13 protein-coding genes are annotated in these 14428 nt (G+C 51.4%); 12 read left to right on the top strand and 1 reads right to left on the bottom strand.

Annotated features, from left to right (window positions below):
• Nucleotides 1-102 precede the first annotated feature (102 nt).
• The gene (locus QZU58_RS00745) at nucleotides 103-231 is read right to left on the bottom strand and encodes a hypothetical protein (protein ID WP_294493853.1); all 129 of its coding nucleotides are present in this window, start codon (nucleotides 229-231) and stop codon (nucleotides 103-105) included.
• Between the two features lie 349 nt (nucleotides 232-580).
• Between QZU58_RS00745 and QZU58_RS00740 the strand changes: the two genes are divergently transcribed.
• The 12 genes from QZU58_RS00740 to fdhF all read left to right on the top strand — a co-directional run bounded on the left by QZU58_RS00740 (nucleotide 581) and on the right by fdhF (nucleotide 14306).
• A complete protein-coding gene (locus tag QZU58_RS00740) occupies nucleotides 581-1183 on the top strand; it encodes a molybdopterin-guanine dinucleotide biosynthesis protein MobB (RefSeq protein WP_294493851.1) in 603 nt (200 codons plus the stop codon).
• 55 nt (nucleotides 1184-1238) lie between these two features.
• Nucleotides 1239-2180, top strand: a complete 942-nt coding sequence (locus QZU58_RS00735; RefSeq protein ID WP_294493847.1) for an MOSC domain-containing protein — start codon at nucleotides 1239-1241, stop codon at nucleotides 2178-2180.
• Nucleotides 2181-2297: 117 nt separating this feature from the next.
• Nucleotides 2298-3227, top strand: a complete 930-nt coding sequence (modA, locus tag QZU58_RS00730) for a molybdate ABC transporter substrate-binding protein (protein WP_294493845.1) — start codon at nucleotides 2298-2300, stop codon at nucleotides 3225-3227.
• A 32-nt stretch (nucleotides 3228-3259) separates the two neighbouring features.
• Nucleotides 3260-3922 carry a molybdate ABC transporter permease subunit gene (modB, locus tag QZU58_RS00725; RefSeq protein WP_294493863.1) on the top strand — a complete coding sequence of 221 codons (663 nt, stop codon included), beginning with the start codon at nucleotides 3260-3262 and terminating at the stop codon, nucleotides 3920-3922.
• Nucleotides 3923-4990 carry an ATP-binding cassette domain-containing protein gene (locus QZU58_RS00720; protein WP_294493842.1) on the top strand — a complete coding sequence of 356 codons (1068 nt, stop codon included), beginning with the start codon at nucleotides 3923-3925 and terminating at the stop codon, nucleotides 4988-4990.
• Nucleotides 4991-5000: 10 nt separating this feature from the next.
• On the top strand, nucleotides 5001-6221 hold the full coding sequence (glp, locus tag QZU58_RS00715; protein ID WP_294493840.1) for a gephyrin-like molybdotransferase Glp: 1221 nt from the start codon (nucleotides 5001-5003) through the stop codon (nucleotides 6219-6221).
• Nucleotides 6222-6272: 51 nt separating this feature from the next.
• Nucleotides 6273-7289 (top strand): molybdopterin-binding protein, encoded by a 1017-nt coding sequence (locus QZU58_RS00710; protein WP_294493838.1) that lies wholly within the window; start codon nucleotides 6273-6275, stop codon nucleotides 7287-7289.
• Nucleotides 7290-7305: 16 nt separating this feature from the next.
• Nucleotides 7306-8256, top strand: a complete 951-nt coding sequence (moaA, locus tag QZU58_RS00705) for a GTP 3',8-cyclase MoaA (protein WP_294493835.1) — start codon at nucleotides 7306-7308, stop codon at nucleotides 8254-8256.
• A gap of 5 nt (nucleotides 8257-8261) precedes the next feature.
• Nucleotides 8262-8738 carry a cyclic pyranopterin monophosphate synthase MoaC gene (gene moaC, locus QZU58_RS00700; RefSeq protein ID WP_294493832.1) on the top strand — a complete coding sequence of 159 codons (477 nt, stop codon included), beginning with the start codon at nucleotides 8262-8264 and terminating at the stop codon, nucleotides 8736-8738.
• Nucleotides 8728-9339, top strand: coding sequence for a molybdenum cofactor guanylyltransferase (locus tag QZU58_RS00695; protein ID WP_294493829.1), 612 nt, complete (start codon nucleotides 8728-8730; stop codon nucleotides 9337-9339). Before moaC ends, QZU58_RS00695 begins: the two co-directional genes overlap by 11 nt.
• Before the next feature lie 420 nt (nucleotides 9340-9759).
• Entirely contained in the window at nucleotides 9760-11595 is a 1836-nt protein-coding gene (locus QZU58_RS00690; protein WP_294493826.1) for an NAD(P)-binding protein, read from the top strand.
• The gene (fdhF, locus tag QZU58_RS00685) at nucleotides 11595-14306 is read left to right on the top strand and encodes a formate dehydrogenase subunit alpha (RefSeq protein WP_294493823.1); all 2712 of its coding nucleotides are present in this window, start codon (nucleotides 11595-11597) and stop codon (nucleotides 14304-14306) included. The genes QZU58_RS00690 and fdhF overlap by 1 nt, the downstream gene beginning before the upstream one ends.
• The last annotated feature ends 122 nt before the right edge of the window (nucleotides 14307-14428 follow it).

The raw sequence follows: 14428 nt of genomic DNA, 5'->3' as shown, positions 1-14428 counted from the left end.
CAGTTACGTAAAGTCTGAACATGAACACCAAGCAATTTAGCAGCCTGTCCAATTGAAATAATCTTATTCACTACAAATAAACCTATAACTATTTTAAATATGTTATAAACTATTTATAGATTTAGTCAAGCAGTTGTTAACCCTGAGTTTTCGGCTGTCGACCAGTCTTGCAAAGGTGGAACCTGCCGGTCCCAGACCTATTACCGCAATGTCATATACAATTCTGTCCAAAATAATATCCTGCCATAACCGCACCGATTAATGGCGGTTAGTATAAGACAGAGAATGCTTCACATCAACCTTAACGTACTGCAATACGGTGACAGCACTCGGAAAATCCGCATTAGGGATTCCCGGATTTCTGTTTGGGCGAAAAGCCTCCCGGATAAACTTAAAAGTAAGATAAAACGTGCTGACGCCACGTATTTGCCGCAAACCGCGGTAAAAATTCAGTGCAATGTCAAAAATAGCCGATAACCGTAATGCGGCACGTGATGAATTACGCTAATATTCGGAGGAGCAGAGGGCGGACTGACGGCATGTCTGCCGTATGTCACGCCACGGGAGGAAAATTTCTGTCATGAAGGTTTTTCAGATTGTCGGAGTGCGTAAATCCGGTAAAACCACAACCGTTGAACGTCTCATAGGAAAACTTAAACAGAAGGGCTACAGTGTCGGCACCGTAAAGTGCATTAACTGTCCGGTCTTCAGCCTTGACGGAAACGCTAAGTCAAATACCGCAAGACACGCTGCGGCGGGAGCGGACGTGGTGGCGGCCTTTGGCAGAAATGAGACGGATTTTATTTTTCCGGGTGGTCAGGACATTGACAGAACACTTTCCATTATGAGTTTCTGCAACCCCGATTTCTGCATAGTGGAAGGCGGCTATGAATTTAATCTTCCGCGCATCGTGTGTCTCAGAAGCATGAGTGAACTGTCTGACCGTCTTACGGAAAAAACCTTTGCCGTTGCCGGGGTTCTGGCTGATACCCAGTATTCCGTCGGGGAACTTCCTGCTTTAAGCGCACTTACGGATGAGGGGCTGGAAAAGCTGGTTTTCATGGCCGAAAAAAATGTTCCGGATCTGATTCTTCCCGTCGGAAGACTTCCGCGTCCCGAGTCCTGCCGAAACTTCTGCCGGGGATGCAGAAAGCACGTTGCGGAATGTCCGGAAGAAAAATGACACCGGAATAATATAATAAAAAAACATAACATACAGTAATTTAAAGAGACTAACAATGAACACCATAACCGGTACTGTCAGCAGTATCTGTATCAGTCCCCGCAGGGGAACTGCCAAAGACGTGGTTGCGGAAGCAAGACTTATTGCGGACTGGGGGATTGAAAATGATGCCCATGCCGGCAACTGGCACCGCCAGATAAGTCTGCTGCCCAGAGCCGCAATCAGCGATTTCAACCAAAAGGGCGCAGGCGTTCAGCCCGGAGCCTTCGGCGAGAATCTCATCATTGACGGCATTGACGATCTTAAGACTCTGTCCACGGGACAGCGTCTTGAAATCGGTGAATGCCTGCTTGAAATAACCCAGATAGGCAAAAAGTGTCACAGTCACTGCGACATCTTCAAAAGAATGGGGGAATGCATAATGCCCCGTGAGGGAATATTCGCCAGAGTTCTGAGGGGCGGAGTAATCAGAGAGGGAGACAGGGTCATGATCACGGATTACGAACCGCTTACGGCTGCCGTAATAACCTTAAGCGACAGGGGGGCCGCAGGCCTGCGGGAGGATCTGAGCGGGGCGTTACTGAGAGAACGTCTGTCAGCTGAAGGCTACAGGATTGTCGAGTATCTCCTTCTTCCTGATGATGAGGAACGTCTTAAGGGAGAACTCATACGGCTTGCGGATGAGGTGGGGGTTAACCTCATCATTACCACCGGAGGCACGGGGTTTGCGCCAAGGGATGTGACTCCGGAGGCTACGATGGCCGTGGCCACACGCAATGCTCCCGGAATAGCCGAAGCCATTCGTGCTGAATCCATGAAGATAACCCCGAGAGCCATGCTCTCAAGAGCAGTATCCGTCATCAGAAACAGAACTCTCATAGTAAATCTTCCGGGCAGCAGAAAAGCCGTCGGGGAATGTCTTGACGTCTGTCTGTCTCAGCTTGAGCACGGTCTTAACATCCTTCTCTGCAGAGACGGCGAATGTGGTCCTTCATAGGATAACTGCGTACTGAAGGCATTATCACGGGAAGGAGGTGATGCCTTACGGATTCCGTTTTGTACGGAATTTTTGTGGTGTATGGTCGGGCATTTAACGGACTACGGTATCTGACTTATGATTAGAAATACTTTTTTTAATATTGGGAAAACATCATTACTTATTTCATCGGCTCTTCTGCTGCAGCTTGCCGCAGGATGCGGGAACGGTGACGATGATAAGGCTGTGAAAGCTTCCGCCGGTGCGGATTTTCAGAAAACAAGGATAACCTTTTTTGCGGCGGCATCAATGACGGAAACACTTTCCGCCATTGAGAAGAAATACGAAAAGGCACATCCTGATACGGACATCGTATTCAGCTTTGATTCATCCGGAACACTCAAAACCCAGATAACCGAAGGGGCATACTGTGACATTTTCATGTCAGCATCACCTAAGCAGATGAATCAGCTTGATACGGACGAAGGCGGATATGTACTGAGAGATACCCGTACCGATCTTCTGGAGAACAGACTGGTGCTTGCCGTTGCCGACGGGAATCCGAAGAAAGTTGCAGGGTTTGAGGAACTTCCCGCAGCCGTCAGAAGCCGCAGCCTGCTTCTTGCCGTGGGAAATTCGGATGTTCCCGCAGGACAGTATGCCATGAAACTTTTTGATTATTACGGCATGAAGCCGGCGGATCTTTATGAATCTGGCAGCGTTACCCTCGGAAGCAACGTTAAGGAAATTACCTCTCAGGTAAGGGAAGGTACCGCAGATGCGGGGATCATTTATGCAACCGATGCAAGGGCTGCAGGACTTGCCGCCGTCGACGAGGCGGATACCGGGATTGTCGGCCGGGTGATTTATCCCGTGGCCGTGCTGAAGCAGTCCGTACATGCGGATAAGGCCCGCAGCGTGGTTGAGTACCTGAAGAGCCCTGATGCCGCTTCAGTCTTTGAGGAGGCCGGGTTTACCGTCATTAAACCGGCTCCGGCTGATGACGGTGACGGAAAAAAGGCGGTTTCAGACAGTTCCGTAACGGAACTTAAGACAGGTGACAGATAACCTGCAGAGGAGGAAAACGACAGGTGGAAGAAATGGATCTCTATCCGTTATACAACTCGGTGAGAATTGCCCTGATTTCTACGGTGATTATCTTCTTTGCCGGGACGGCCGCCGCCTATTACATTTCCAGACTGCCGCGGGCGGTCAAGGGATTTTTAGACGTGATTCTCACGATTCCTCTGGTGCTTCCTCCGACGGTTATAGGCTATCTGCTGCTCAGGGGACTGGGTCCTCACAGACTGTTCGGGGAATTCTTCATGAATACCTTTGACATCAGGCTTACCATGACCTGGTGGTCAACGGTTATCGCCACCTCGGTCGTAAGTTTTCCTCTGATGTACCGTTCCTGTCGCGGGGCCTTCGAATCATTTGACACGAACATTGCCGATGCAGCCAGAACCCTGGGACACGGCGGAACATTCATATTCTGGAGACTGATGCTTCCCGTGTGCCGTTCCGGGATAATCGCCGGCATGGTGCTGTCCTTTGCGAGAGCGCTCGGTGAATACGGAGCCACCAGCATGGTGTCAGGTTATATACCCGGAGAAACCGCCACGGTTTCCACCACCGTGTATCAGCTGTGGCGCACGGAGAATGACGAGCTGGCAATGAAGTGGGTTCTCATCAATCTGCTTATTTCATTCACGGTGCTGTTTTTTATGAACATGCTGGAAAACCGCAGGAGGAAGATTTAAATGTCTCTTACCGTGGATATTGAAAAGAAGCTTGATAATTTCAGCCTGAAGGTCTCATTTGAGGCCGGTGACGGCGTTACTTCACTCCTCGGAGCGTCAGGATGCGGCAAGAGCATGACCCTGCGCTGCATAGCCGGCGTGGCAACGCCGGACAGAGGCAGAATCGTACTGGACGGCAGGGTGCTTTTTGATTCGGAAAAGGGCATCAATATTCCTCCGCAGAAACGGAACACGGGGTTTCTTTTTCAGAATTATGCACTGTTTCCCAACATGACGGTGCGGGAAAACATTCTGACCTCCGTGAGAGGCGGATACGGTGCTGCCGAAAAAAGACGGATGACGGATGAGGTTATCGAAAGACTCCATCTGACAGACGTGTGCGATCTGATGTCTTCGGAGATTTCCGGCGGTCAGATGCAGCGTACGGCGCTCGCCAGAATCATGGTTAACGGGGCAGAGATAATCCTTCTGGATGAGCCGTTCTCCGCACTGGACGAGCATCTGCGCTTTGCCGTGGAGAATGAGCTTTACGGCATCATGAGAGATTTCAGCAGAACAGTCATACTGGTATCCCACAGCCGTGACGAGGTCTACAGACTGAGTGACCGCGTGGCCGTAATGAACGGCGGCAGGATCGAAACGGCAGGGCCGGTGCGTGAAGTTTTCAGAAATCCCCGTACGGTGTGCGGAGCCAGACTGACAGGTGTAAAGAACATAGCTCCCGCAACCGTGGATGGAAACAGAATTTTGCATATTCCGGCCTGGGGAATCAGCAGGGAGCTTCCTGAAAATACCGAGACTTCCGGGATTACCGCTGCCGGAATCCGCATGAACGATCTCAGGGCTGAAAGACCTGACGGCGTGTGCGGACGTTTTTATGATTTTGACATTGTCAGGGTTACGGAGAATCTGTTCAGCCGAACGGTGGAGCTCGGAGCGGCAGGCTCCGGGGACCATTTGCCTCTCTACTGGCAGGTCGCGGGTGACGGCTGGCATCATGACGGCAGAAGTAGGATAAGCCTTTTTGTGCCGGATGATGCCGTAATGCCTCTTCGTGAAAATATTTGAGGAGATGAGAATGAAAGGGGTAAAAAAACTTTTCTTTCGGGAAACAAGAGACATGCTTCTCGCTGAAACCGGAGTTATCGATACTGAAACCGCGGACATATCCGGAGTTTTCGGCAGGGTGATTGCCGAGGATGTCGTTGCCGGGATGATGATTCCGCATTATGACAGATCTCCGTTTGACGGCTATGCGTTCAGAAGCTCTGACACGGCAGGTGCCTCGGAGGACAGTCCAGTTACCTTCAGGGTCATATATGAGACCAGGGCGGGGGATGTTTCCGGCAGGGCACTCGGCAAAGGCGAGGCCGTGAAGATTCTGACCGGGGCTCCGATTCCGGAAGGAGCCGACTGCGTGCAGATGTATGAGAAAACGGTATTTGACGAAAATACCGTGACCATTACGGAGCCACTGGAGTACAACCGCAATGTAATCAGAGCAGGCGAGGATGTAAAGGCGGGAACCGTTCTTGCTGAAAAGGGAACCGTCGCCGATGCCGGAGTGGTTGGTCTGCTAGCCTCTCAGGGATATGCGGAGACCGAGGTGTACAGAAAGCTCCGTATTGCCGTGATAAGCACCGGCAATGAGCTTGTCGAGGTGGGAGAGCCGCTTCAGGGCAGCAGCATTTACAATACAAACCGTCATATGTTTCTTGCGGAACTTGCCCGCTGCGGTTTTGAAGCAGGATACGCCGGCACGGTCGGTGACGACACTGACAGGACGGCAGCTCTCATTAAGGCCTGCATGAATGAATATGACGCGCTAATCATCACCGGAGGTGTCTCCGCCGGGGATTATGACGTGGTTCCCGATGCGATGGAAAAAGCCGGTGTGAACATTCTCTGCCGCGGAGTGAAGATGAAGCCCGGCATGGCATGCGCCTACGGTTTTTCCGGAAAAAAGCCGTGTATGGCACTTTCCGGTAATCCGGCCTCTGCCATGACGAATTTTCACTGCATTGCCCGTCCGCTTCTGAGAAAGTATGCCGGTGAAAGGAACTGTCTTCAGGAAATCATAAAGGTCAGAATGACCGGTGATTTCGGAAAGGGGGCAAAAGGTGAACGTCTCTTAAGAGGCAGAATGAGCATCGAGGACGGAGTCGTCTGCATGAGACCGTCTGCCGGTCAGGGCAATGCGGTGATAAGCAGTATGGCGGGAGCCAATCTCATGGTGATTGTTCCTGCGGAGCACGGTCCGGTACGTGCCGGAGACGTGCTTGAAGGTTTTATGATTTAACGGATGCCCCGTTCATTCGTGCTGAAAGGGGCTGTTTTATGAAATGTTTTTATGAAAAAGATTGATGTCAGGGATGCCGTCGGCATGAAGCTCTGTCATGACATTACCGAAATGCGTGACGGTTTCAAGGGGGTGGCGTTCAAAAGAAACGCCGTCATCAGGGAAGAGGATGTCGAGCATCTCTTAAATATAGGTAAACGTCACGTGTTCGTCTGGGATGAATCCGTAAGGGAGGTTCATGAGGATGACTGCGCACTGAGACTTGCCGCCGCTACGGCGGCTGACGGAACTCATTACGAAGGTCCTTCAGAGGGAAAGACCGTAATGATTGCTGACAGGGAAGGTCTCTTTATCGTGAATACGGATCTCCTTGATGAAGTGAATCACATTGACGACGTAACCGTGTCATGTCTTCCGAATCATTATCCGGTAAAGCCGGGAATGAAGCTTGCCTCCATGAGGATTGTACCTCTGACAACGAAGGAGGAGAACATACTGGAAGCTGAGAGACTCTGCGGACAGCGCGGTCTTTTTGAGGTGCTGCCCTACAGGAAAATGAAGGTCGGCATCATCATTACCGGATCCGAGGTCTATCACGGCAGGATCAGGGACAGATTTGAGCCGGTATTAAGAGCCAAACTGAAAAAATATCCTGCGGAGATACTGGGGGCAACATTATGCGATGACGACGTCTCAATGATTACGGATGCTGCCGGAGACTATCTCGCCAAGGGAGCGGATTTTCTGATATTCACGGGAGGCATGTCTGTGGATCCCGACGATCTGACACCAGCCGCCGTAAGACGGCTCGGAGCTGACGTTCTTTCCCACGGTATGCCGGCGCAGCCGGGGAACATGACTCTGACGGCTTACCTTGGAGAGGTGACGGTGCTGGGAGTTCCCGGCGCAGCCATAGCCCTTCCCGTTACCACGCTGGACGTGCTGCTGCCGCAGATTTTTACCGGCAGAAAATTCACGCGGGATGATCTGATAAGACTCGGATGCGGCGGACTGTGCCAGAGGTGCGAGACATGTCATTATCCGAACTGCACCTTCGGAAGATACTGAGTGAAGGCGGAATACGGTGGAAGATCAATATTCCAGAAAGATTAACTATCTGCGTCTCTCGCTGACCCAGAGATGCAATTTCAGATGCTTATACTGTCATGCGGGACGGAACGGCTGTTCCGCTCCGGATGAGCTTTCGCTCCGCGAAATCGCGGTGATTGCTCAGGCTGCGTCCGAGATTGGCTGTACCGCAATTCGCCTTACCGGGGGAGAGCCGCTTGTAAGACGTGATATTTCGGAGATCTGTGAGACCGTGAGGACCGTTGCGAATCCTCAAAAGCTCGGTATTACCACCAACGGCTTTTTTCTGGGGCGTCTTGCCGGAAGTCTGTACGATGCCGGCGTCACTCACGTCAACGTAAGTCTTGATACCGCCGATGAAGCCGTTTTTGAAAAAATAACCGGCATCGACGGTTTTCGAACAGTGCTGGACGGAATCGGGAAAGCCGTGGCGACCGGCTTTAAGCGGGTAAAAATCAATGCCGTGCTTCTTCACGGCGTCAATGACAGCGAGGAGGCAGTCCGGAGACTGGCGGAGCTTACCGAACGGCTTCCGGTGGATCTTCGCTTTATAGAGCTGATGCCGTTCGGACTTACCGGAAGTGACTATCTGAAAAGCTTTGTTTCTAAGGAACTGGTATTCCGGGCTCTTCCCGATCTTGAAAAAATTCCGGATTACGGTGAAGGTCCGGCGGTGATGTATCACCGTCAGGGATCTCCCGGTAACATCGGCATTATTTCACCGATGACGGCGTGCTTCTGTAAAAGCTGCAACCGCATCAGGGTGCTTTCTGACGGCAGGGTGCGGCCGTGCCTTCTCGGTAGCCGGGAGTTCGGCATACGGGGACTCGGCGTGAAGGATACCGCGGATGTCCTGCGCAGGGCGATAGCCTCCAAACCCGCAAGCTATCGCGACGGATCTGATAATCTCAGAATAAACTGTGAAATGAAAAGAATCGGAGGATAATTCAAATGGGTGATTTTACTCATTTTAACGAACACGGAAGATGTCACATGGTTGATGTTTCGGAGAAGAGCGACACATCGAGAACGGCCGTGGCCGAAGGTTACGTATATGTCAGTTCCGAAACATTCTCGCTCATACGGAGCGGCGGCGTCAGAAAAGGGGACGTGCTTACGGTGGCCCAGATTGCGGGAATAATGGGAGCCAAGAGAACCTCAGACATAATTCCGATGTGTCATCCCCTGATGCTCAGCGGCGTGAATCTGGATCTGTCCCTTGATGAGGAAAAATCCGCCGTAAGGATAGAGGCAACCGTGAAAAACCGCGGCTCCACGGGCGTGGAGATGGAGGCTCTTACGGCAGTGTCCGTGGCTGCACTTACCGTATATGACATGTGCAAGGCGGTACAGCGTGACATGAGGATTGGAGACATCAGACTGCTTCACAAGGAAGGCGGGGTACACGGGGTATTTCATGCGGAATGACGTAAAACCTGAAATGTCAGGAGGCTTTGACGGAAAGATTGGCGTGGCGGTTCTTGCGGGTGGAAGATCACTTCGCATGGGAAGAGACAAGGCCGGACTTTCCTATGATGCGGACACCACCTTTCTGGAAAAGCTGTGCAGACGTCTGGATTTCTTTCCGTACCGGTACGTATCACGAAACGTCAGTCAGCATTACCTGATTGACGGTTTTGAATCCGTAACTGATGATTATCCGGAGTGCGGCCCGGCAGGAGGCATCCTTTCCGTACTTCGTAAAACCGAGGCTGATGCCGTGCTTTTTGTCGGCTGTGACATGCCGGACTTTTCGGCTGCCGAGGCTAAAAGACTGATGTCCCTTTATAACGGTGAGGATGTGCTGGTTCCGGTAACCGGAGATGTGTGGCAGCCGGTGTCCGCCGTTTACTCGGTCAGGGTATGCCGGATCCTGGAGAATGCCTTAAGCACGGGAAACAACCGTCTCAGAAACATCATCACGCAGACTGATTTCCGTACTGCCGACGTTCCGGAAGAGTTTTTTTTCAACTACGTAAACATCAATACCCCAGAGGAGCTTGAGAGCTTCAGAAGAGGTCATTCCTGACATTCCGGGCATCACCTGCGTGCTTGCTTTTTCCCGGTAAATACATTGGAATCCTTTTCCTGCCGTTTCCTGAAAAAACTTTTCTGAAAAATGCATGGTAACGGCTTCGTAAAAACAGTGATATATCTTGAATTTATTGAATCCCGTAGTGATTCTTTTTCCCTTTTTTTAACCCTGTCAAACCCCATAAAAAACGTCTCTGTATAATGATTAGTCAGTATAACGTCACGCATGTGGATTTTCGAAGAACACGGCGGTGTTGCGGCATTATGCATGAACGGACAGTTAATCCGGATTTCCCGATATATCAAGAACCGAATGCAGTCACGGTTATTCTGCAGAATCGGAAACGGATGGCCTTTAACCTCACAATTATGACGGAGGCCGGTTCAGAGCGGTGCGGCATAAATGGAGCGACTAATGTATAAAAAACAGGAATTAAAAAATACACAGAGAAGCAAACTTCTGAACAGCTTTCTGTCAACCTTTCAGAAAAGGGTTCTGGCGAATCCTCCGGGAGTCTGCTGCATATCCACTCACATAGCATATTTGCGTACCGCACGCAGTCAGACCTGCGGTAAATGCGTTCCCTGCGCCAAGGGACTTGAGCAGTTGGAAAAAATGATGCAGAAGATTCTGGACGGCTCCGCCGACATGGATCTTTACGTTGACATGCTGTGGCTGGCACAGACCATTAAGGATACTGCGGACTGCGCCATTGGCTATGAAGCCGCCTACATGGTCCTGGCGAACATTAAAAACTTCAAGGACGAATATCTCTATCACATTGAGCATCACAAGTGTCAGGCCAATGTTTCGGTAAAGGTTCCGTGCATGTACAACTGCCCGGCCAACGTCAACATTCCGGGATATATTGCCCTGATTGGTGCGGAGCGCTATGCCGATGCCATAAATCTTATCAGGGAGGATAATCCGTTTCCGACGGCCTGCGCATTCGTCTGTGAAAGACCCTGCGAGCTGCAGTGCCGCAGAAAACTGATAGACTCTGCCATCAATATCAGGGGACTTAAGAAGTTTGCCGTGGATCAGATTCCGGTGGATATGATTTCAACTCCTCCGAGAAACGTTACTACCGGCAAGAGAATCGCCGTGGTCGGCGGCGGACCTTCAGGTCTGACATGTGCCTATTTTCTGGCGAGAATGGGGCATTCCGTGGTGATATATGAGGCCAAGGAAAAGCTCGGCGGCATGTTAAGATACGGTATTCCAAACTACAGACTGCCTAAGGATCGTCTTGATCAGGACATCAGTGCTCTTCTGGCCGTCGGCGGCATAGAGGTGCGCTGCAATTCTCCGATAGGTACGGAAATCACTGCCGAACAGCTGGAAAAGGAATATGACGCCGTTTATCTCTCCATCGGCGCTCAGAAGGGCAGGGTAATTCCGATTAAGAACTATGACAATCCGAACGTGGCATCCGCGGTTGAAATGCTCGACCGCATAGGTCACGGAGAGCTTCCGGATTTCACGGGGAAGAACGTCGTCGTAATCGGCGGCGGCAACGTGGCCATGGACTGTGCCCGTTCCGCAATCCGCTGCGGTGCCGCATCCGTGACACTTGCTGTCCGTGAAAGGCAGGTTGACATGACGGCTCTTCCTTCAGAGATTCAGGGAGCCATTGAGGAAGGCGTGGAACTTATGACCATGTATGCACCTTCCGAAATCAGAATAGATGAAAACGGTAAAGTGGTAGGACTCATAACCAAGCCTCAGATTACCGGACACTATGACGAGCACACGGGACTGCCGTCCGTGCGTGATGCCGACAAGGAACCGTACGAGATTCCGTGCGACATCATATTCATGGCCATAGGTCAGGCCATCGTTTCCGAACCGTTCGCCGCCTACGGGGTAAGTCCGCGGGGAACCCTGATGACCGACAGCACCACTGCCATAAAGGATCATCCGGGCGTATTTGCCGGAGGAGATTGTGTAAGCGGTCCGGCCACGGCAATCATGGCAATCGGTGCCGGCAAGGTTGCGGCGGCCAACATTGACGAATATCTCGGGTTCCATCATGCCTACCGTCTTAACATAGAAATACCGGAGGTAAAGAGTAACATGCGCAGTCATTACGGCAGGGTAAACCTTACCGAAAAGTCAGCCAGGGAAAGAAAAAAGAGCTTCTGTCCGGTTGAGAACAGCATGTCACACGAGGAGGCAATGCAGGAATGCAGCAAGTGTCTGAGATGTGACGTTTTCGGCAGCGGAACCATGAAGGGAGGACTTTTATAATGGCTGAGAAGGTTAAGATTACTATTAACGGCCACGAATATGAGGCCGCAAAGGATCAGACAATACTTGAGGTCGCCAGGGCAAACGGCATATACATTCCGACGCTGTGCTATTTAAAAAACGTAAATGAAATAGGCGCATGCAGAATGTGCGTCGTCGAAATTGAAGGCCATTCGCATCTGTTCCCGTCCTGTAATACCAAGGTCTGGGAAGGTATGTCCGTGAGAACCGATTCCGAAAAGGTGAAGCTTTCAAGACAGTTCGTGCTGCAGCTTATGCTGGCTCATCATACCGTCCGCTGTTTAAGCTGTTCCAAGAGTGGCGACTGCGATCTGCAGAAGCTTGCGGTGGAGCTTGAACTGCCTACGGTAGAGGCCAATCCGTACGAGGCCGATACCGCAAAGCTTCCGGCAAGAACGGACAATCCGTTCCTTGCCTATTATCCTGAGCTGTGCATCGGGTGTCAGCGCTGCGTGAGTGTCTGCAGCCGCCGTGTCGGCAACGGAGTTCTCAACGCCTCCAAGATCGGAACCAGAACCTATATCGAGGCACCGTTCGGCCCTGACTGGAAGAATACGGACTGTGAACTGTGCGGCAACTGTGCCTCCGTATGTCCTACCGGTGCACTGGTTGCAAAGAACATGGGCAAATATCAGACCGGTAACGTGAACAGGGTGCTTACCACCTGTCCGCACTGTGCCACCGGCTGTCAGTTCTATCTCATGGTCAAGGATAACAAGATTGTTGACGTTCATCCTGCAGACGGTCCTTCAAACAAAGGACTCCTCTGTGTGAAGGGACGCTTCGGATCCTTTAATTTCGTGCATTCTCCTGATCGTCTGAGACATCCTCTGATTAAAAACAGGGAAACCGGAGAGTTCGAGCAGGCCACATGGGACGAGGCTCTGAATCTCATTGCCGAAAAGTTCGGGAAGATTAAGTCCGAATACGGGGCGGATGCGCTGGCAGGCTTTGCCTGCTCGCGTGCTCCTAACGAGGACTGTTATATGCTGCAGAAGATGGTGCGCTGCGCATTCGGCACCAACAACGTGGACAACTGCGCACGTGTCTGCCACTCCGCAACCGTGGCGGGACTTGCCATGACTCTGGGCTCCGGAGCCATGACCAATCCGATTGCGGACATAACCGAAGACGTGGATCTTATTCTTCTGGTGGGTTCAAATCCTGAAGAAGCACATCCGGTCATCGGCATGCAGATAAGGCAGGCAGTTTCGAAGGGAACCCATCTTATCGTGGTGGATCCGCGAAAGATAAGACTTTCAAGAGAGGCCGACATTCATATCAGACTTAAACCGGGAACCAATGTTGCCTTTGCAAACGGCATGATTAACATTATCATCAGCGAAGGACTTGCCGACGAAAAGTTCATCAGCGAAAGAACCGAGGGGTTTGAAGCACTGAAGGAAATGGTGAAGGATTACACTCCTGAAAAGGTTGCCGAAATCTGCCACATCGATGCCGACCAGTTGCGTGAGGCTGCAAGAATGTACGCCACGGCGAAGAAGGCACCGATTATTTACTGTCTCGGCGTAACGGAACACTCATCAGGAACCGAAGGCGTAATGTCTCTTTCCAATCTGGCCATGGTTGTCGGTAAGCTTGGCAGAAGCGGGTGCGGCGTAAATCCTCTCCGCGGTCAGAACAACGTGCAGGGCGCCTGTGACATGGGGGCTCTTCCGGGGGATTTCCCGGGATACCAGAAGGTTACCAATGAAAGCGTCGTGGAGAAGTTTGAAAAGGCCTGGAACGTAAAACTTTCCCGCAAGCCGGGGCTTCATGCCACCGACGTGTTCCCGGCTGCCGTCAGAAAGGAGGTTAGGGGACTCTTTATTTTCGGGGAAGATCCAGTGGTGTCGGATCCTGACCAGGGACATGTGATAAAAGCCCTTGAAAGTCTGGATTTTCTGGTTGTGTGCGATCTCTTCAAAACCAGAACGGCTGAATATGCCGACGTCATTCTTCCGGGAACCAGCTATGCCGAAAAGGAAGGAACGTTCAGCAACACGGAACGCCGTGTTCAGAGGGTGAGAAAGGCGGTTACCGTTGAAGGTGAAATGCGTCTGGATACCGACATCTTCACCGACCTGATGAACCGGATGGGATATCCTCAGCCGTATCTTCGTGCCGATGAAATCATGGATGAGATTGCGTCACTTACCCCGAGCTTTGGCGGTATAAGTCACAAGCGACTGGATGCGGGAGAATCCCTGCAGTGGCCGTGCCCTGACAAGAATCATCCCGGTACCCCGATACTCCATGTCGGAAAGTTTACCAGAGGTCTCGGCCTGCTGCGTCCAATACCTTACCGTGCTAGTCAGGAGCTTCCTGATGATGAATATCCGTTTATTCTGATGACCGGCCGCATTCTTTATCACTATAATGCCATGGCCATGACCGGAAGAACAAAGGGGCTTGTTGAAAAGGCAGGGGCATCATTCATTGAAGTCAATACCGAAGATGCCGCAAGGCTCGGCATTGCCGAAGGCGACAGAGTGAAGCTGTCCTCAAGACGCGGCAGCATAGTTACCACGGCAAGAGTTGGAGACAGGGTATCTGTCGGAGAAACCTGGATGCCGTTCCATTTTGCCGACGGCTTTGCAAATGTTCTTACAAATGCGGCGCTGGATGAGTATGCACGTATTCCGGAGTATAAGGTCTGCGCCATAAAAATGGAAAAGGCTGCGGAATGACGATGATCTTTCTGAAGGAATGATTATTTGTCACCATGACGGTGAAGCCGGACTGAATTGTCCGGCTTTCATATGGCGAATCATGCTGAAACTGAAACGCGTACGGAACTAATCCTTACAAA

The sequence above is a fragment of the uncultured Ruminobacter sp. genome (assembly GCA_902764345.1).
Lineage (GTDB): Bacteria > Pseudomonadota > Gammaproteobacteria > Enterobacterales > Succinivibrionaceae > Ruminobacter.
This window is presented reverse-complemented; position numbering and strand designations above follow the sequence as displayed.